Source organism: Dyadobacter sp. 22481 (assembly GCF_052044875.1).
Lineage (GTDB): Bacteria > Bacteroidota > Bacteroidia > Cytophagales > Spirosomataceae > Dyadobacter > Dyadobacter endophyticus.
Genome location: NZ_JBQENV010000001.1, coordinates 2,106,595 through 2,125,843, shown reverse-complemented (window position 1 = coordinate 2,125,843; position 19,249 = coordinate 2,106,595). Strand labels below are relative to the sequence as shown.

At 48.8% G+C, this 19,249-nt stretch carries 15 protein-coding genes; 7 read left to right on the top strand and 8 right to left on the bottom strand.

From position 1 onward, the window contains the following. Positions 1-71 precede the first annotated feature (71 nt). The 3 genes from ACTJJJ_RS08290 (at position 72) to trxA (ending at position 4,841) form a co-directional block, all read left to right on the top strand. Positions 72-743 carry a DUF2461 domain-containing protein gene (locus ACTJJJ_RS08290; protein WP_188928696.1) on the top strand — a complete coding sequence of 224 codons (672 nt, stop codon included), beginning with the start codon at positions 72-74 and terminating at the stop codon, positions 741-743. A gap of 29 nt (positions 744-772) precedes the next feature. Beyond that, on the top strand, positions 773-4,423 hold the full coding sequence (gene dnaE, locus ACTJJJ_RS08285; protein ID WP_188928698.1) for a DNA polymerase III subunit alpha: 3,651 nt from the start codon (positions 773-775) through the stop codon (positions 4,421-4,423). A gap of 85 nt (positions 4,424-4,508) precedes the next feature. Then, positions 4,509-4,841, top strand: a complete 333-nt coding sequence (gene trxA, locus ACTJJJ_RS08280; RefSeq protein ID WP_090157505.1) for a thioredoxin — start codon at positions 4,509-4,511, stop codon at positions 4,839-4,841. A 119-nt stretch (positions 4,842-4,960) separates the two neighbouring features. Here the strand turns inward: trxA and ACTJJJ_RS08275 are convergent, their stop codons facing one another. The 6 genes from ACTJJJ_RS08275 to ACTJJJ_RS08250 form a co-directional block, all read right to left on the bottom strand. Beyond that, positions 4,961-5,839, bottom strand: a complete 879-nt coding sequence (locus ACTJJJ_RS08275; protein WP_426294142.1) for an aldose 1-epimerase family protein — start codon at positions 5,837-5,839, stop codon at positions 4,961-4,963. A 5-nt stretch (positions 5,840-5,844) separates the two neighbouring features. Continuing rightward, entirely contained in the window at positions 5,845-7,056 is a 1,212-nt protein-coding gene (locus ACTJJJ_RS08270; RefSeq protein ID WP_188928702.1) for an aspartate aminotransferase family protein, read from the bottom strand. Between the two features lies 1 nt (position 7,057). Further along, positions 7,058-8,251 (bottom strand): hypothetical protein, encoded by a 1,194-nt coding sequence (locus ACTJJJ_RS08265; RefSeq protein WP_426294143.1) that lies wholly within the window; start codon positions 8,249-8,251, stop codon positions 7,058-7,060. 958 nt (positions 8,252-9,209) lie between these two features. Then, entirely contained in the window at positions 9,210-10,307 is a 1,098-nt protein-coding gene (locus tag ACTJJJ_RS08260) for a carboxylate-amine ligase (protein WP_426294145.1), read from the bottom strand. A gap of 28 nt (positions 10,308-10,335) precedes the next feature. Continuing rightward, entirely contained in the window at positions 10,336-11,613 is a 1,278-nt protein-coding gene (locus ACTJJJ_RS08255) for an ATP-grasp domain-containing protein (protein WP_426294146.1), read from the bottom strand. A 25-nt stretch (positions 11,614-11,638) separates the two neighbouring features. Then, entirely contained in the window at positions 11,639-12,352 is a 714-nt protein-coding gene (locus ACTJJJ_RS08250; RefSeq protein WP_426294147.1) for an esterase family protein, read from the bottom strand. Between the two features lie 133 nt (positions 12,353-12,485). Between ACTJJJ_RS08250 and ACTJJJ_RS08245 the strand changes: the two genes are divergently transcribed. Next, positions 12,486-13,274, top strand: coding sequence for an alpha/beta hydrolase (locus ACTJJJ_RS08245; protein WP_426294148.1), 789 nt, complete (start codon positions 12,486-12,488; stop codon positions 13,272-13,274). Here the strand turns inward: ACTJJJ_RS08245 and ACTJJJ_RS08240 are convergent. Then, a complete protein-coding gene (locus ACTJJJ_RS08240) occupies positions 13,271-14,296 on the bottom strand; it encodes an acyl-CoA reductase (RefSeq protein ID WP_426294149.1) in 1,026 nt (341 codons plus the stop codon). The two genes, ACTJJJ_RS08245 and ACTJJJ_RS08240, sit on opposite strands and share 4 nt — an antisense overlap. Positions 14,297-14,425: 129 nt before the next feature. Between ACTJJJ_RS08240 and ACTJJJ_RS08235 the strand changes: the two genes are divergently transcribed. From ACTJJJ_RS08235 to ACTJJJ_RS08225, 3 genes are all read left to right on the top strand, one after another. After that, on the top strand, positions 14,426-14,773 hold the full coding sequence (locus tag ACTJJJ_RS08235) for a 4Fe-4S binding protein (RefSeq protein WP_188928719.1): 348 nt from the start codon (positions 14,426-14,428) through the stop codon (positions 14,771-14,773). Positions 14,774-15,119: 346 nt separating this feature from the next. Then, on the top strand, positions 15,120-16,319 hold the full coding sequence (locus tag ACTJJJ_RS08230; protein WP_426294150.1) for a porin: 1,200 nt from the start codon (positions 15,120-15,122) through the stop codon (positions 16,317-16,319). Between the two features lie 65 nt (positions 16,320-16,384). After that, positions 16,385-17,704 carry an ammonium transporter gene (locus ACTJJJ_RS08225; RefSeq protein ID WP_188928721.1) on the top strand — a complete coding sequence of 440 codons (1,320 nt, stop codon included), beginning with the start codon at positions 16,385-16,387 and terminating at the stop codon, positions 17,702-17,704. Positions 17,705-17,913: 209 nt separating this feature from the next. Here ACTJJJ_RS08225 and mtaB read toward each other — a convergent pair whose 3' ends face one another. Next, the gene (gene mtaB, locus ACTJJJ_RS08220; protein ID WP_426294151.1) at positions 17,914-19,242 is read right to left on the bottom strand and encodes a tRNA (N(6)-L-threonylcarbamoyladenosine(37)-C(2))-methylthiotransferase MtaB; all 1,329 of its coding nucleotides are present in this window, start codon (positions 19,240-19,242) and stop codon (positions 17,914-17,916) included. Positions 19,243-19,249 lie beyond the last annotated feature (7 nt).

Genomic DNA, 19,249 nt, shown 5'->3' with positions numbered 1-19,249 from the left:
AGGCTTCAAAATTCGGTAAATTGAACCAGAAAACGTAGTAAATTTGAATTTTATACCTTCACCAACACGACATGGATTCTAAAACGCTGCACTTTCTCAGTCAATTAGCCGAAAACAATAACAGGGAGTGGTTTCAGGAAAACAAGAAACATTTTGAGGCCGCGAAGGCGGATATGGAGAAGCTGGTCGGGTACCTGATCGGCGAGGTGGGGAAGTTTGAGGACCTCGGAAATGTACAGGTAAAGGATTGCATGCTGCGGATTTACCGCGACGTCCGTTTTTCTAAAAATAAAGCTCCTTACAAGAACAACCTGGCTGCGGGCATCGGTCCGGGCGGGAAGAGTTCAGGCAAAATCGATTATTACCTGCAAATTCAGCCGGGCGACCAGACGTTCCTCGGCGGGGGAATGTGGGAGGTGACGACCGAGCAACTGGCACGCTTCCGCCAGGAGATCGATTACAATGCGGATGAGCTCAAAACGATCATTGAAGAAAAGGAATTTCATGACTATTTTCCTGAAATCCACGGCGAAAGCCTGAAAACGGTTCCTAAGGGTTATTCCAAAGATCACCCGGAAATTGAGTTGCTGAAACGCAAACAACTGTTTTTTATGCACCGCTATACCGATAAAGAGGTGGCTTCCAAAGACTTCGGTAACCTGGTTTTGAAAGGCATTCAATTGCTGAAACCCTTTACCGATTATATGAATTATGTATTGTACCAAGAGGCGGAAGAGCTGTAAGCCGCAAGACCTATTACAACCCAGTTAATATGCAATTTTCACATTTGCACTGCCATACACAGTTCTCGCTGCTTGACGGTGCGGCCGATATCAAAAAGCTTTTCAAAAAGGCCAAGGAGGACAATATGCCCGCCGTCGCCATTACCGACCACGGTAATATGTTCGGAGTGTTCGAGTTTGTGGCCGAGGGGAACAAGCAGGGCATCAAGCCGATCGTCGGTTGCGAGTTTTATGTGGTGGAAGACCGGCATGTGCGGCAGTTTACCAAGGATAAAAAGGACGTCCGCTTCCACCAGTTGCTGCTTGCAAAGGATGAGATAGGCTACAAAAATCTCGTAAAAATGTGCTCCCTGGGGTTCATGGAGGGCATGTACGGTAAATATCCGCGGATCGACAAGGAGCTGATCGTGAAATACCACAAAGGGTTGATCGCCACGACATGCTGTATCGGTGCGATGATCCCGAAAACGATTATTCGCCAGGGAGAAGAGGCTGCGGAAAAGGAATTTCGCTGGTGGCTGGACCTCTTCGGCGAGGATTTTTATGTCGAATTACAGCGCCACGATATTCGTGATCAGTATATTGTAAACGAGGTGCTTATCAAGTTTGCGAGGAAATACAATGTGAAGATCATCTGTTCGAACGACTCGCATTATGTTGATCAAGAGGACTGGAATGCGCACGATATCTTGCTGTGTATCAATACCGGTGATAAACAGAGCACGCCCTCGGCCAAGGATTTTGACGATGATAAAGGTATTCCGAAAGGCTCGCGCTTCGCATTCTATAACGATCAGTTCTATTTCAAAAAAACGAGTGAAATGCTGCAACTGTTCAACGACCTGCCCGAGTCGCTGGACAATACCAACGAGATTGTAGACAAAATCAAAACGCTCGATCTGAGGAAAGATATTCTGCTCCCTAACTTCCCGATCCCCGACGAGTTCAAGACGCATACTTTATCGGAAATGGTGGGCAAAAAGGAGCTTACCGCCGATGTTCTGAACCAATGGGAATACCTGCGACACCTGACATTCGAAGGAGCGAGAAAGAAATATGAGGTGGTAACGCCGGAGATCGAGGAGCGGCTCAACTTCGAACTGCAAACGATCCGTAACATGGGTTTCCCCGGCTACTTCCTGATTGTAGCGGACTTTATCGATGCGGGGCGCAAAATGGGTGTATTCATCGGGCCGGGCCGTGGTTCGGCGGCAGGCTCCGCGGTGGCTTATGCGATCGGTATCACGAACATCGACCCCGTGAAGTACGATCTTCTTTTTGAGCGTTTCCTCAACCCCGACCGTATCTCCATGCCCGATATCGATACCGACTTCGACGACGATGGCCGTCAGAAGGTGATTGATTATGTGGTTAAAAAATATGGCTACAACCAGGTTGCGCAGATCGTGACTTATGGTACGATGGCCGCCAAATCGGCGATCAAGGACGTGGCGCGCGTAATGGACCTGCCACTGCCGGATGCGAATATGCTCGCGAAGCTTGTTCCCGACAAGCCTACTTATAATATGACGCTCAACCGCATTTTCACAGCGCCATTGGAAGGGGAGGGCAGCCTGATGAAAAAGGAAGGTATTTCACCCGACGAATTGGAGAATGTGAAGCGGATGCGGGCTATTGCATTGGGTAATGATTTGCAGGCCAGTGTTTTGCAGGAAGCCCGACGACTGGAAGGAACGGTACGGAACACAGGTATCCACGCCGCTGGTATTATCATCGCACCGAGCGATTTGACAGAGATTATTCCGGTAAGTACATCGAAGGACTCCGACTTTTTGATTACCCAATACCAGGGGAAAATCATCGAGGACGCCGGCGTTATCAAGATGGACTTTTTGGGGCTTCGAAACCTTTCGATCATTAAGGAAGCTCTTCGGATGATCAAGAATAACCACGGGGTGGATATTGTCATTGATGACGTGCCGCTGGACGACCCCAAGGTTTTTGAGCTGTTCCAGCGTGGCGAGACCAACGCCATATTCCAGTTCGAATCCGACGGGATGAAGAAGTACATGCGCGACCTCATCCCTGACCGTTTCGAGCACCTGATCGCGATGAACGCATTGTACCGCCCAGGGCCGATCGCCTACATTCCTAACTTCATCCGCAGGAAAAACGGACAAGAAGAAGTGACCTACGATTTGCCGGAATTGGAGGAGTATCTGGCTGATACCTATGGGATTACGGTTTATCAGGAGCAGGTAATGCTTTTGTCGCAGAAGCTGGCAGGCTTTACGAAAGGTCAGGCGGATACCCTGCGGAAGGCGATGGGTAAGAAGCAAATAGAGACGCTGAACAAGTTGAAAGGCGACTTCATGAAAGGTGGCACCGAAAAGGGCCTCGACGCGAAGAAGCTGGAAAAGATCTGGACCGACTGGGAGGCATTTGCATCGTACGCATTCAATAAATCCCACTCGACCTGCTATGCTTTCGTGGCTTATCAAACGGCTTATCTGAAGGCGCATTACCAGTCGGAATACATGGCGGCGGTATTGACCAGCTCGCTGGGCAGTATCGACAAGATCACGTTCTTCATGGAAGAATGTAAAAACTTAGGTATTACCGTTTTGGGGCCCGATATCAATGAATCGGAGCGTCAGTTTGGTGTAAACAAGAAAAGAGAGATTCGTTTCGGGCTCGCAGGCGTAAAAGGAAGTGGCGACGCAGCGGTCGAGTCGATTATCGAAGAACGCACAAACAACGGGCCTTTTAAAGATGTTTTCGATTTTATGACTCGTGTCAATCTTCGCACGGTCAACAAAAAAACATTGGAAAGCCTTGCCTATGCAGGGGCGTTCGACTGTTTCCCGGAATATCATAGAGCTCAATATTTTGCTGTGGAGACGGGTGAGACAGGTACTTTTATCGAAAAGCTGATCCGCTACGCCAACAATTATCACGCCGAAAAATCATCCGCACAAGCATCACTGTTCGGCATGCTGGGTGATAGCGGCTCTACGCTCGCTAAACCCAAAGCTGCCGACGTGGGCGAATGGGACGATCTGGCGAAGCTACGGTATGAGCAGGAGGTGGTAGGCTTCTATATTTCAGGTCACCCGCTGGACACTTTCCGGACCGAGCTGGACAATTTTTGCAGTTGCACAGTCGGGAAAGTATTGGAAATCCATGAGGGTGAGCGTGCGCCGCGGTTTTATGGAAAGGAAATCAATGTTGGCGGTATTGTCACCAGTGCGCAGGAAAGGATGTCGAAAAACGGTAGCCTTTTCATGATTTTCAAAATTGAAGATTACCAGGGAGCGATGGAAATGCTGATCGGTGGGGAGGATTATATCCGGTTCAAGAATTACCTGCAGGTGGGCCAATTCCTTTATATCAAAGGAAAAGTTCAAAACCGTTGGAAGCAGGAAGACCAGTTTGAATTCAAGATCTCACAGATCCAACTGTTGCCTGAAATCATGGAGAAAATGTGCAGGAAAATTAGGATCAACCTTACGCTGGATCAGATCGACGCACAGTTCATTCATGTGCTTAATGAGACCTTCGGAAGCCACCCCGGAGGATGTCAGGTAAGCATGACCGTGAAGGATCCGGAGACACATCTGGAAGTGGAAATGTTGTCACGTGGTTACCGCGTAGCGCCTAGTAGTGAGCTGTTTAAGGTGCTAAGGGGCTTCCATGGTGTGAATTTCTCCTTAAACTGATTTGTATTGGTTTAAACGAGGAACTTTTAGATATTAATATTCCTTATTAACGCAGATTGATAAATAACATTTAGACACTTAAAACATGGGAAAAGCACTTGAAATTACCGATAGCACCTTCGACGAACTGATCCAGGGCGACAAACCAGTACTTGTTGACTTTTGGGCAGAGTGGTGCGGGCCTTGTAAAATGATCGGACCGGTTGTGGAGCAACTCGCAGGTGAATATGACGGCAAAGCTGTTATCGGTAAAATGGATGTGGATATGAACTCGTCGGTACCTGCAAAATTCGGTATCCGTAGTATCCCTACGCTGATGATTTTCAAAGGCGGCCAGCTGGTAGATAAAGTAGTAGGCGTTGTTCCAAAAACAACCCTTGAAGATAAATTGAATGCACAGATCGAAGCGACCGTTTGATGATCGCTGATTTCTGAAAGAGTTAAAAGCCCCGGAATTTTCGGGGCTTTTTTATGCCCTCCACCTGAATCCTATAGGGATGATTTGACGACCAGGTAAATTATAAGCGTTGCCGGCCGCTACTCGTTAATCTCAATGGTAAAACTGGCCTCGAAAGTCCCGCCAGCTTCCAGCTTCAATATCCCTTCCTTGGTCTCAAAATTCTGATCCGAGTCGTCGCTGTCGGCGATGCCTAGCCATGGCTCGATGCACACGAAATGACCGCCGGGTTTCGCCCAGATGCCCAGGTAAGGGAAATCTTTATAATATACCGTCACTACCTGCCCCGATTTAGTACTTCTCAGACTTACCTGTTTTGAGATTAAGTGCTTGAAAATTAATGCATCCTTATCGAACAGGTGCTGGTTCAAATGCAATACATTGGTATGTTCAAGAACCGGTTTGGTTGTGTTTCCAACGAGGCCGTTCTTTTCGAGGAGCCAAGTAGAGTCGTTTTCGATGGCCTCGAATTCAAGATAGTAGTCTTCATAAGTCTCGTCGTCATGCAACGGGCATTTAAATGCCGGGTGACCGCCGAGAGAGAAAAGCATTTCGGAACTGCCGTGATTGATAACCTTATGGTCGACGAAAACCTTCTTGCCGTCGAGGCGGTAAGTAATCTGAAATTCAAATTCAAAAGGGTAAATGGCAAGCGTCTCTTTGCTGAATTTTAAGGTAAATGTAAGGCTGTCAGCTGTTTGATGGGTTAGTTTTACATTTGCGTTATTGCGCACCATTCCATGGCGGGGTACGGCGTAATCACCGCCTTTATATTTTACAAACCCATTTTTTATGGCGCCGATCACCGGGAAAAGTACCGGTGCATAGCTGCCCCAAACGGCGGGATCGGCATTCCAGAGAAAATCCTTACCGGTTATGGTCGACTGGATCTGGCAAAGTTCGGCGCCGGTTTCCTGCACGGAGATTTTTAGATGGTTATTTTGAATGGAATAGGTCATATGGTTCAAGAATTCAGGACGTTGAGAATGATTGTACAAGCCTCGCGGATTTGGGTTTCTGTGATGGTCAGCGGAGGTGCAATGCGCATGGAATTGTCGCAGAACAGGAACCAGTCCGTGACCACGCCCAGCGCAATGCATCGGTCGATGGTAGTCTTTAGTTTATCGAAGGATTCCATTTCGGCTGCAAGCATAAGGCCTTTTCCGCGGATTTCTTTGATTTCCGGGTGAATTAATAATGATTTGAATAGCGCTCCTTTGGTAACCGCGGCTGCGGGAAGTTGCTCGTCGATTGTTACGCGCAATGCTGCCAGCGATGCCGCGCAGCTAACCGGATGCCCGCCAAAAGTAGTGATGTGGCCCAGGATTGGGTTGGTTTTCAAAACTTTCATGATCTTCCGCGAAGCCATAAATGCACCGATCGGCATGCCGCCGCCCATTCCTTTCGCGCTTAACAAAATATCCGGATAGATTCCGTATTGTTCAAATGCCCAGAAGCTTCCCGTCCGTCCAAAACCGGTCTGAATTTCATCCAGTATCAGCAAAGTACCCGTTTGCGTGCATTTCTCGCGCAACGCGACCAGATAACCCGCCTCAGGCACACGCACACCCGACTCACCTCCGACTACTTCAATGACCACAGCGGCCGTCTCTTCCGTAACTTTTTCCAGGTCGGGCAAATAGCCGTGCCGGATGTGCTTTACTCCCGGTAGCAGCGGACGGAAATTTCGTTTGAAAAACTCGGCCCCTGCAAGGCTCAATGCGCCTTGTGTAGCTCCATGGTAAGCATTATAGCAGGAAATAAATTCACGCCGTTTGGTAAACCGTTTCGCAAGTTTCATCGCACCTTCCACTGCCTCGGTACCCGAGTTGGTGAAATACACATTATCGACGAGGCCGAAAGGAGAGGGGTGCGGGGCTTCGAAATGCAGGGTTTCAGTCAATGCCCGTGCAAGCTGCACCTGCGCGCTTTGCACGTACTCCCCGTACACGAGCAGGTGCATGTGCTTGTCGAGTTGCGCATGGATGGCGGCGAGTACCTGCGGGTGCCGGTGGCCGACGTTGCTGACGCCGATGCCGGAAATAAGGTCCATATAGGACTTGCCGTCCGGACCGTACATATAAACGCCCTCGGCCTTTTCAATTTCAAGGGCAAGCGGAAAATCGGAAGTTTGCGCCAGATGGTCGAAAAAGTACTGGCGATGTGAAATATGCATTCTATTGTTCAAAAAAACTGGCGCTGCCGCCTACCCAGGTGAAATCCTTGTTGTAACGCACGCCGATCATTTCGCCGCGACTTAACCGGCTGAGACTGATCAGCAGTTCGGGTTTTTCGGCGTCGTCGGGCCAACCGTACATCATGCGGATCTCGCATTTGACGAGGCCGTCGGGTGCCTGGATCACGGGTTCGTAGACAACTTTTCGCTGCAATATATAATTTTCCGGGTCGGCAATGGCTTCCAGATCCGCTTTTGTGAGGTGCAGCTGTACGCCCGAGCCGGCGAAAGAGAAGAGGGGTTTCAATACATAATTTTGAAGGTTGTCAGGAAAGCTACCTCCATAATCGCTCAAAAAACGGGTTTCGGGGACAAATTCCCCATTGAGAAATGGCATAGCGAATTTACTGATCCGGAAAAACCAATTCGGATGCCCCACCCATTGCACATCTACGTCATCGGTGAAATGGTAGCTGGTTTGCAAATCGGGATAATTGAGGAGATCGTCGAAAATGAGTCGGTTGTAGATACGATTGACCTGTATTTTCCGGCCGTCTTTTTCATAGAATAATTGCCTTCCTTCACGGATCAGTTTAGTATAACAAACCGCTTTAACGCCCAGCATTTGCTCGGTTACCGCAAAATCGATCCGCGTTTTCTGTTTTTCGGGAAAGATTTCAAGCAGGATTACATTCTCCGGTTGCTCATCACCGAGGATCAAAGCTTTTAGTGTTGACACATATTCATCAAAGGAATTTGTACCCAAGAGGTAACCGAAGTTTTCCTGTATATCAAAAAACTTCCTGAATGTCTCGGACAATAATGCCTGATATCCGAATATGGATGGGAAGCCCTGTAATTCGATAAGCTGCGGGACAAGTTCGCCGGCAGCATTCCTGCAAATCGCATAGTCGATCGCCAGGAACGAGGTATGTGCATTTTCACCGGGCACATCCTGGCTGGAAGCGACGGCACGATCGGTTTTTGCACGGAAGTCAGGTGATATTAATGTGTTAATAATTTCATCAGAGGCTCGGGAAATCCTTTCAGCCAGTTCTTTGGGTACAAAAACAGGCGTTTCTGCAACCCTGAAATCCAGGTGGCCGGGAAACGCAGAACTAAGTGACGATACGAATTGCTCGTAGCCTTCCTCCGTGAAGGAGTTGTTGAACGCTTCCCGGGCTTGCTTATGCATAGGCTGGCTGGAACGTTTTGTGAATGCGTTTTTCAGAAATGTTGGGATAATGACAGCCTCGGTCAATGAAATCTTGTCGGGGTCGTTCAAATGTGCGATCATATCATTGTATTTCTGTTCACCGTGCGCTTTGATAATAGCTTCCTTTTTGTCTTCTTTCAAAAAATAACGGAGCATCCCTTCTGCATCGGCTTCCGGGTGAAACTGTGTACCCACAACCTCGTTGGAGAACCGGATGGCCATCACGGCGCGTTCTAGCCGCACGTGGGGACGTATCTTTTCCAGGCAAAGCAATTTGGCCCCTAAACCGTCGAATGCATATTGATTTGGCTGGGTAACCTGAAAATCACGGGAATCCACTATCCAGAAAGGATCGCTCAGCGCGCCTAAAAGCGGATCTTTGCGGCCCATCGATGTCTTATGGACCGGAAACGTCCCGAACGACGTTTTGCGTCGCTTACTCACAGCCGCCAGGTTCCAGTGGATGCAGGCCATTTGAAATGAATGGCAGATGAGGAACAGATGCTTCTTAACCCGATTTTGCCGTTTGGTATTGTAAGCCAGTATTTTGTCCAGGAAGCCAAAGAATTTCTTTTCCCAGGCCTCACCGACAGGGGCGGGATTGCCCGGACCGCCGGTGGAAATATATGCATCAAAGTCCATTCCAGGCACTTCGAGCTTTTGCCTTACATCAAAGACAGTGAATTCGACGGGCGTGCTTTCCTGCTCTCCGAATGCGGTGATGATTTTTTTGATACATCGCATTCCCTCGTTGGGGTGCCCGGCATACATGTCCAGAATCGCGATCCGGAAATGATTTTCATGAGTGGTCATTGTCAAATGGGGCCCGACGTGTCAGCAATCGGGCCGTTAGTGTTATAGAATCGGGTAACCTATCTTAAACAAATGTGTTACTGATTAGTTCGGTTTCCGGGTAAAAAGTTTGATTTAATTCTACCTAGATACCGATTTTGGTTTCGGAAACAATATAATCTACAACCGCATTCAAACTACCGGTTTCTTCGAAAACGGCTAGCTGGCGGTCGGCGCCGGTGCCCATTTCGAGTATTTGATGAATGTATTCGATTTCCTTCCGACTGCCTAGCTCGTCCACCACATCATCGATAAATTCCAGCAGTTCGTGGATCAGGATTTTGTACTCCACCTCTTGCTGTTTCCCGAAATCGATCAGTTTGCTGCTGATGCCGTACCGCGCAGCCCGCCATTTGTTTTCGTTGATGAGCATCCTGCGATAGGGGCGGAAGCTCAGGTTCTGGCTATGCAGCTTGTGGATTTTGGCTACGAGCGCCTGCATGATCGCGGCCAGGCAAATGGTCTCGTCTGTGCGCATGGGTACGTCGCACATGCGGAACTCGATCGTGTTGAAAAACGGGTGGACACGGATGTCCCACCAGATTTTCTTGCCATTGTCGATGCAGTTGGTCTTGACCAGTAATGCAACATACTCGTCATACTCGGCCGCGCTCGAAAAGAAATCGGGGATACCGGTTCTGGGGAATTTGTCAAAAACCTTGGAACGGTACGATTTGAAACCGGTATTGCGCCCGCACCAGAACGGCGAGTTGGTAGATAATGCGTAGATGTGGGGCAGAAAATAACGAACCGCGTTCATGATTTGTATCCCCTCGTTTCGGCTCTCGATGCCTACATGCACGTGCAGCCCGAAAATGAGGTTGCCACGTGCCACGTCGCGCATTTCGTCGATGATCTCGTCGTAGCGTGGGTCGGGCGTTATCAACTGGTCGACCCAGTCTGCAAAAGGGTGCGTTCCGGCGGCGGCCACTTGCAGGTCCTGCTTTTCGGCCAGGTCCAGGATCATTCGGCGCAGGTAGGTCACTTCCTCTCGCGCTTCCTGAATATTGTGGCAGATATTTGTCCCGACTTCCACTACGGCCTGGTGCATTTCGGCCTTCACACGCTCCTTCAACGTTATTTTTCCATCCTCAACCAGCTTTGACATATGCGACCGCAGGTTCCGGGTAACCGGGTCGATCGTTTGAAATTCCTCTTCAATTCCCAGGGTGAATGTTGCCATAGTGCAAAAGCGGCTGAATTTTAATTTATCAGGATTTCTTCAATTTGGAATTTTTCGCAGGCGCTTTCGTCGCGGTCGCTTTGGTAGTAGAGATTTTGGGTTCTGCCGGTTCGGCTACGGCGATAGGCTCCGTAGCGATGGGGCCCAGGGATTTGGCCGGCTTTTTCGGCGTTACCGTTTTTACCTTCACTTCGGTGGCGGAGGCTTCTTTAGAAGGACCAGCCTCTTTTGTGGGTGCCGGCGCTTTTTCTGCCGTTTTAATTGGTTTTGCCGGAGCTTTTGTCTTGGCTGTCTTGGCTGGGGCCGCCACTGGTTCAGCTGCCGCTACGGTCGGCGGGGCTACTGCCGCCGGAATGCCATTCACCGCCTGATTAATGAATGTGCCCCAGGTAAGGTTAATTTGCCCCGGAACTTGCGTTTTTGCCCTTTCGATGGCCATATTGGCCGCGGCTTCCACCACCCATTCGAAATTATCGCGGCCAACCGAGTAAATGTCGGCATCCGGTGCAGGGTTGCAGAAGTCGATCGCATAAGGAACCCCGTTACGTACCGCAAATTCGACCGTATTGAAATCATAACCCAATGCGACATTGAGTTTCAATGTGTAATCTTTAATGGTTTCCAGCAGCTTTTCCCGCTCCTCGCCCTGGGCTTTCAAATCGGCGGCGTAGCGTAAATGGTGCGGGTTACGCGGTTCATAAGGCATTACGAGCACATCTTTCTGGCCAATGCAATAGCAGCGCACATAGTCGTCGAAGATGATCTCTTCTTGCAACATCATCACCAGCTGGCCCGTTTCCTCATGTTTGATCCACATATCCTGTGGGTTTACGACCCGGTAAACGCTCTTCCAGCCACCGCCGTCATGGGGCTTCATGTAGGCGGGGAAACCTACATATTGAAATATTTCCTCCCACGCCATCGGAAATGCGAGGTTACGGAATGAGGTTTCGGTCGTGTTGTCAGGGCGTTGTTTGGAAGGTAAAAGCACTGTTTTAGGCACAGGGATACCGATCTTCTCTGCCAATGCATTGTTGAAGAACTTCTCATCAGCACTCCACCAGAACGGGTTGTTGATCACCGCCGTGCCGGAAATTGCGGCATTTTTTAGGAACGAACGGTAAAAAGGCACGTCCTGCGAAATGCGGTCTATAATCACGGCATATTCGCTCGGCGCGGCTTGTATCACTTTATCGATGGTGACGGCCTCTGCGATAATGCCGTCCTCACCTTTACTGTTGACTCTTTCGATAAATGCGTTCGGGAAGGTGTTTTCCATTCCAAACAGGATTCCAATCTTTTTCATATCAGGCTTTTGAGTTGTGTTTTGATTATTGCAAAACGATACGTGACAGGTAATCTGGAAACATTTTGTTCCAGAGCGGCCAATCGTGCTTTTCCCAGCCGCGAATGTCGAGCCAGTGTTCGATACCGTTGTTGTTGAGGATGTTGGACATCCGGATATTGCTGTTCAGGCAAATGTCCCAGTCGGAAGTACCAAGAACGATCTTCATGTGGCCGAAACGCCAGCCTTGTTCATTAGGCATAAAATCAACAGGATTATTGAAATACACCGTATCATCATAAAAGCCGTCGAGAAAACCGCGGATATCGAATATGCCGCTCATACTGATCAGGTAGGCAACCTGGTCGGGATGACGAAGGGCGAAATTAGCTGCATGAAAACCGCCGAAACTGCAACCCGCAACGCCAATCTTATCCACATTGCATTCCCTACTGATATAAGGTACCAGCTCGTTTTTAAGGAATTTGTCATATTGAATATGGTTCGCGACGCGAAACTCCGGGTTGAGATGCTTTCCGTACCATGAGTCGGCATCGATCGTATCCACACAATATATCTTGTATTTACCCGATTCGACGAGCCACCGGACCGACTCGATCAGCCCCATGTCTTTGGCCTGATAATACCGGCCGAGGGTTGTTGGGAAAAGAAGGATAGGGTAGCCCCAGTTGCCGAAAACAAGCATCTCCACTTCCTTGTCGAGATGATGAGAATAGTATTTAATGTGCTTCTCTTCCAAACAAAGACGGTTTATAGTTGATAAATGAAATATACAAAACAAATCATAGGAAGCAAATTATTAACTTTCAGGTTTTATTTTCATCCATAGCCGAGTATTTGCAGTGAATCGAGCCGCGTCTTCCTCCGAAATAGTGTCCGTCAAAATCGCCTTGCATTCCGCCTTCCTGGAAAGGGAGGTGACTGTGACCGTATTGTTGCCGCCGGGGTTTTCGGGGGCGGACAAATATCCGCTGATACTTTTCAACGACGGCCAGGATTTCGAAGCATTGCGAATGGCCGAAACTGCGACGACGCTGCAATCGGAAGGGAAGATCGCTCCGTGCGTAATCGCGGGCGTACACGCGCACGATGCACGCATATCTGAGTACGGGACCGCCCGCCAGCCCGATTACGCGGGCCGAGGGAGCAAAGCAGGCCTTACCACCTCATTTATTTTGGATGAATTGCTGCCGTATCTGGCACATCATTATTATACCGTTGCAAACGGTATAACCTATGCCGGATGCTCGCTGGGTGGGTTAATGGCGCTGGACGCGGTCTGGAACCATCCTGAGGTATTTTCAAAAGCAGGGACCTTTTCCGGCTCGCTGTGGTGGCGGCAAAAGGCGCTGGATAAAGGTTATTCCGAGGCGGATCGAATTATGCATCGACAAATCCGGGACGCCAAAAGGTTTGCTCCGCTGAATTTCTGGTTTCAATGCGGGACCTGGGACGAGTACGACGATCGCGACGGCGACGGGGTGATCGACTCGATACAGGATACGCTCGAATGCATTGCCGAGCTGGAACGGAAAGGCTATGTCTGGGGCCGGGATATCCGCTATGTGGAGGTGAAAGAAGGAATGCACAATCCCGAAACGTGGGCCAGAGTCCTTCCTGATTTCCTTGTGTGGGCATCAGGAAGGTCAGGGAAGGCTTAGGCGATCTCCGCCAGGAAAGCCATCGTATCAATACCGTCGGCATAATCCGAGAGGCCGGGTGTTTGCGCGCCGCCAAATGGCAGGGCTTCCGGCAAATGCAGTTCGGGCCCGGCCACAATGCATTGGATCTTATCCTCCCATTCCCGCAATAGTACTTTTAGCTGTTCTACCGAATCATAGGGCTGGTAATGCAGCACGCTGATGGGCGAGACCAGTGCTTCGCTTTCGGTGGCCAGTAAAAAGCCATTGTCCGAATGGGCGATGCGGTTTACGAGGTAAATGGACTTGTTGTATTCGTAATTATTAAAATACTTGTGGTGATTTACAAAGTCGTCCGCCATTTCTTCGATCGACTGGTAAAACCCGGTAAAATCATATCCGGACGGAACGAAGATTTTAGAAACGTTGCGGCATCCGAGCCCGAAATATTGGAGAATATCGGTAGCTAAGTCCCTGAGTTCCTCACGCGTTTCATGGCCGGTGAGCACCGCCACAGAAGTCCGGTTCTTACGGATGATGTTAGGCTTTTTGGCGAAATAATAATGGAAATAGCGTGCCGTGTTATTGCTTCCGGTGGCGATGTATGCGTCCGAATCGTTCAGTCTTTCTACGAAATCAATGTATTTCTCAAACTCCGGTTCGATTTCTGTCAGTTTGCCAAGCAGCGCGCGGATCAGCAGCGGGTCGTCGGAGCTGGGTTTGGCCAGTAAAGTATGCCCGCTTACCAGCACGCACAGGGCATCGTGAAAGCCAACCGCTGGGATATTTCCAGCCATTACCACGCCTATTTTGCGGGATTGGGCGGGTTCGGGGTAGCTTTCAGCCCAACTTTTCAGTTTTTCCCCGTTTAAGTAGTGTTCGGCAATCGCATTCAGTGACAACCTTACGTTAGCGGGCGTAAACCAGTTATTCTTACTCTTGGCGCCTGCAACCCATTCCGCGATCGTTTCCTCGTTAGCCGGGTCGCCGATGAACTGGCCCAGACGGATGAATGCATTTATCCTCCGAATTCTTGATATCATTCTACTCTGACTCTAAAAAGTTAAATGGCATGTGCCGTTTTTATTTTTCTGATTGTTGGGAAACTATAAATAGTTATATTTGTTACCCTAATCAGAAGAATAGCAACAAATATAAACAATCCGGCGACTATGGCTATAATGATAACCGATGAATGCATAAATTGTGGGGCGTGTGAGCCAGAATGCCCAAATACAGCAATTTATGAGGGAGGTGTAGAATGGACTTGGGGAGATGGAACGAGTTTAGACGAAGTGGACTTTGGAGATGGCACCATCGTTAGCGGCAAGGAAAAGCAGTCCCCTGTTTCAGACGAATTTTATTACATAGTTTCAGATAAATGTACGGAGTGCGTTGGTTTTCATGAAGAACCACAGTGCGCCGCGGTTTGTCCGGTAGATTGCTGTGTGCCTGATCCGGACAACGAGGAGGAAGAAGAAACTTTGCTTGCCAAAAAAGCATGGATGCACGGTGAATAGACCCTGCTGAATATAAAAAATGCGAAGCCTGCTCCACAGCAGGCTTTTTTTGTGCCCTTTCGATTCTGCAAATGGCATTATAATAATAAAATTTCTTAATAAATACAATAGCTCCTTTTGAAGAAAATTCTGTTTTGTCAGACTTATGCAGAATATTCGATTTTTCATATAAATCGCATTTTTTTAGTTTTTGTGTTTCAAAAACGATAAAAAACATGATAAAAATCAGAAAATTGGATTTTTTGATATAAATTTTGACTAGATTATTTGATAAATATAATTTAAGTACAATATTTGATCCAGTAATGCAGCCGGAGAACAATATTAACTTAAACAGAATATAATTATGAAAAAAGTCTATTGTACAGTATTATCTTTGATGGTTCCTTTTTTGGGTTTTGCGAAGGCGGAAGAAGATAAGAAAGCGGTGAAGGCAGATACTGCAGTGGTGACGGAAGCAAAGGATGGGGAAGAAGCAAAAGGAGCATTCGCTTTCTCTGGCTATCTGGATTCCTATTACATGGCTAATTTCAACAAACCTGCATCCCGTTCCAACATGGGTGCCTCAAATGCGAGGGTGTTCGATCAGAAATCGGGCCAGTTCTCGCTCGGGCTCGTGCAAGCTAAGGTGGCTTACACCAACGCGAAGTCAGAAGCGGTGGTAGACCTTACTTTCGGTCCCAACGCCAACCTGGGTAACTACGGCAACGCGCTGTTCAGCACCGCATTGGCGATCAAGCAAGCATACTTTACATACAAGTTTACCGATAAATTCTCGATGACAGCGGGACAATTCGGTACGCATATCGGGTACGAAGTGATCGACGCACCGGCCAACTTCAACTACTCTCTTTCGAACCTGTTCAACAACGGTCCATTCTACCATGCAGGTTTGAAAGCGACTTACGCATTCTCCGACAAAGCATCTTTAATGGTGGGTGTGGTAAACAACGTAGATGGATTAGGCGATAACAACCGCGCAAAGGGGATTATCAGCCAGCTGTACTTCAAGCCAGTTGAAAACTGGAACGTTTATCTGAACTATATCGGAAGCAACGAAGCTAACACAGATTCCCTGGGTAAGCAGCCAGACGGTTTCTACCAGGTATTTGACCTGACTACCAGCTTCCAGGTGACCGAGAAATTCCTATTGGGTCTGAACGCCGCGTACGGATCTCAAAAAGGTGACTATCAAGGCACAGGTGGTCCTCTTAAGACCGAATCATGGGGTGGTGTTGCGGTATATGCCAACACAGCTATCACAGAAAACTTCGGAATTGGAGCACGTTACGAGTACTTCAATAACGATAACGGAGTAAGAGGTTTGCTCACAGCCGCCAAAACAGGGACCAAAGTTAATTCGGTTACTTTGACCGGTAACATCAGCCTCGCCGACGGACACATTCTCGTAAAACCTGAATTCCGCCTGGATGCATATCCTAAACTGAGCGGTGCAGGAGAAGCGCAACAATTTGAAGATTCGAAAGGTGCATGGACCAAAAACAGCCAAACTACTTTCGGATTGGCATTCATTTACAAATTCTAAGAGAGACACACACAGCATTTCAGGAATACCTTCTTAATCTAATACAACAACAATAATTTACTACAATGGAAAAACGTAACTTTATCCCACTGATTATCCTCCTGGTAATCAGCATCCTCGGTGCCTTCGTCCCCAATGTTCCGACACAGATCGTGACGGAGGGCATCAATTCCGGCGACACGGCATGGATGCTGGTTTCGTCAGCGCTGGTACTGCTCATGACTCCCGGTCTTGCCTACTTCTACGGAGGAATGGTCAATACCAAAAACGTCATTTCCACAATGCTCCAAAGCTTTATCGCGATGGGTGTAATCAGTGTGGTGTGGGTAGTTTTCGGTTTCAGCCTTGCGTTTGGTGAAGACATCGGCGGTTTCGTAGGAAACCCAATGTCACACTTCATGTTCAAAGGTGTTTTGGACGGCCCGGTTTGGGGTACTATTCCTTTCGCCCTGTTCGCAATGTTCCAGTTGAAGTTCGCGGTAATCACTCCTGCGCTCGTTACTGGCTCGATGGCTGAGCGTATCAACTTCCGCTCTTACGTTCTTTTCATTATCCTGTTCTGTGTTTTCGTCTACTCGCCATTGGCTCACATGACATGGCATGCAGATGGCATCCTTTTCAAAATGGGTGTGCTTGATTTCGCTGGTGGTACTGTTGTTCACATGTCGGCCGGTTGGGCTGCATTCGCTGGTGCTTTGTACCTGAAACGTCGCAAGTCGCTCCTGGAAGACCACGTGCTTCCTCCTGCAAACATTCCATTCGTATTGTTGGGAACAGGTTTGCTGTGGTTCGGTTGGTTCGGTTTCAACGCAGGTTCTGCTCTGACAGCTTCTCCATTGGCGGTTTCGGCTTTCGCTACTACTAATACCGCTGCCGGTGCTGCTGGTTTGGCGTGGGTTCTTTTTGATGCTGCAAGAGGCAAAAAAGTTTCTGCCCTTGGTTTCTGTATCGGTGCCGTAGTGGGTTTGGTTGCCATCACGCCTGCTGCCGGTTTCGTAACTGTTCCTGCATCTCTTTTCATCGGTACTGTGGCTGCGATCACCTCTAACTACATCGCTCACCTTCGTACACGTTCGACATTGGACGATACACTCGACGTATTCCCTTGCCACGGTGTAGGTGGTATGGTAGGTATGCTCATGACCGGTATCTTCGCAACCAGCGGTGTTAACTCACTGGTAGTTGACCAGGGTCTGGCATTCGGAGAAACGAAACTGTTCATCAACCACGTGATTGCGCTGGTAGGTGTATCGGTATTCGCGTTCGGCGGTTCATTCCTGCTGCTGAAAATCACTGACCTGATCCTCCCGCTTCGTGTGTCTGAACAAGATGAGAAAGTAGGTCTGGATGTAAGCCAGCACGACGAGTTTCTTGTAGAAGCTTAATCTAAACTATAAGAATAAATAATAAAGCCCGGCCAATTTGGCCGGGCTTTTATGCTATTGGGCTTTGGCTACTACGCTATCCCCAGGCTATCCTATCCCCAGGCTGAAGCCTTGGGTTGGGCTACGATATCCCTCAACCCCGGGCTTCAGCCTGGGGTTCGACGGCTGCCCACGGACATGGGCTTTAGCCCAAGCCGCTCGCGCGGAGCCTAGTGTACCAGTATCTCTTCGGCAACTTCAGTGACTTCCATCAAGCCTTCCGGATTGATATGATCAAACCGCACATCTTTGGTCTCATTGATCAGCAGCGGATCATATTTCACGGCTACGCGAACGTAGTTGCCTGTGAAGCCGAGCATCCGGCCATTCTGCACTTCGTCTTCAAAAAGCACCTTGCCTTCTTTGCTAATCTGGCTTTCGTAGAAGAAGCGTTTTTTCTTGTCCGAAAGGATATGCAGCATTTTCGAGCGTTCGGCGCGTTCGCTTTTTGAAACTATGGGGCGAATAGCCAGCGCCGTTGTATTTTCCCTTTCAGAGTAGGTAAATACGTGTAAGTAGGATACTTCCAGTTCATTCAGGAAGTGGTAGGTTTCTTCAAAAAGCTCCTTTGTTTCACCTGGATGGCCTACGATTACGTCCACGCCAATACAGCAATCCGGCATAAGCGCCTTGATTTTCGCAACACGCTCGGTGTACAATTCGCGTTTATAGCGGCGTTTCATCAGCCCCAGTACCTTGTTCGAACCCGATTGCAGCGGAATATGAAAGTGCGGGGCAAAACGTTTGGACTGCGCCACGAATTCGATGATCTCGTCGGTGAGCAGATTGGGCTCGATGGAAGAAATGCGGAAGCGCTCGATGCCTTCCACTTCGTCCAAAGCCTTGATCAGGTCGAGGAAAGTTTCCTCGCGTACACCGTTACGCAAGCCAAAATCACCGATGTTGACGCCGGTCAAAACGATTTCCTTCACATCACGGGAGGCGATGTCGCGGGCGGCTTTTACGATATTTTCAATACTGTCCGAGCGGCTTTTTCCCCGTGCGAGCGGAATCGTACAGTAGGCGCACGGGTAGTCGCAGCCGTCCTGCACTTTCAGGAACGTACGTGTGCGGTCGTTGAGCGAATAGGAGGTGTGGTATTCTACGGCATGGTCAATCGTCGAAGCGATTACCTGTGCGGGCTGCCCTGATGGCGTTTTCTCGAATGTATCGATCAATTCTACCAGCCGAAATTTCTCTGCGGCGCCCAAAACCGCATCTACGCCCGGTATCTCGGAAATTTCTTTCGGTTTCAGCTGCGCGTAGCAGCCGATGATCGCCACGTAGCCGTCCGCATTGATTTTTTGGGCCTCACGTACGATTTTGCGGCATTTCTTGTCCGCATTCTCGGTAACAGAGCAGGTGTTGATGATAAATATATCCGGGTTTTCGTTGAATTCCACTTTGGTATACCCTTTATCCTCGAACATCCGGCCGATGGAAGAGCTTTCGGAGTAATTCAGCTTGCACCCTAATGTATAAAAAGCGACTTTTTTCATTGTTTTT

Bases quoted from the DNA above. Each gene is read 5' to 3' on its own strand.
- dnaE (WP_188928698.1), top strand. From the start codon at position 773: ATGCAATTTTCACATTTGCACTGCCATACACAGTTCTCGCTGCTTGAC.
- ACTJJJ_RS08270 (WP_188928702.1), bottom strand. From the start codon at position 7,056: ATGCATATTTCACATCGCCAGTACTTTTTCGACCATCTGGCGCAAACT.
- trxA (WP_090157505.1), top strand. From the start codon at position 4,509: ATGGGAAAAGCACTTGAAATTACCGATAGCACCTTCGACGAACTGATC.
- ACTJJJ_RS08265 (WP_426294143.1), bottom strand. From the start codon at position 8,251: ATGCATAAGCAAGCCCGGGAAGCGTTCAACAACTCCTTCACGGAGGAA.
- ACTJJJ_RS08255 (WP_426294146.1), bottom strand. From the start codon at position 11,613: ATGAAAAAGATTGGAATCCTGTTTGGAATGGAAAACACCTTCCCGAAC.
- ACTJJJ_RS08260 (WP_426294145.1), bottom strand. From the start codon at position 10,307: ATGGCAACATTCACCCTGGGAATTGAAGAGGAATTTCAAACGATCGAC.
- ACTJJJ_RS08235 (WP_188928719.1), top strand. From the start codon at position 14,426: ATGGCTATAATGATAACCGATGAATGCATAAATTGTGGGGCGTGTGAG.
- ACTJJJ_RS08225 (WP_188928721.1), top strand. From the start codon at position 16,385: ATGGAAAAACGTAACTTTATCCCACTGATTATCCTCCTGGTAATCAGC.
- ACTJJJ_RS08290 (WP_188928696.1), top strand. From the start codon at position 72: ATGGATTCTAAAACGCTGCACTTTCTCAGTCAATTAGCCGAAAACAAT.
- ACTJJJ_RS08275 (WP_426294142.1), bottom strand. From the start codon at position 5,839: ATGACCTATTCCATTCAAAATAACCATCTAAAAATCTCCGTGCAGGAA.
- ACTJJJ_RS08240 (WP_426294149.1), bottom strand. From the start codon at position 14,296: ATGATATCAAGAATTCGGAGGATAAATGCATTCATCCGTCTGGGCCAG.
- ACTJJJ_RS08230 (WP_426294150.1), top strand. From the start codon at position 15,120: ATGAAAAAAGTCTATTGTACAGTATTATCTTTGATGGTTCCTTTTTTG.
- mtaB (WP_426294151.1), bottom strand. From the start codon at position 19,242: ATGAAAAAAGTCGCTTTTTATACATTAGGGTGCAAGCTGAATTACTCC.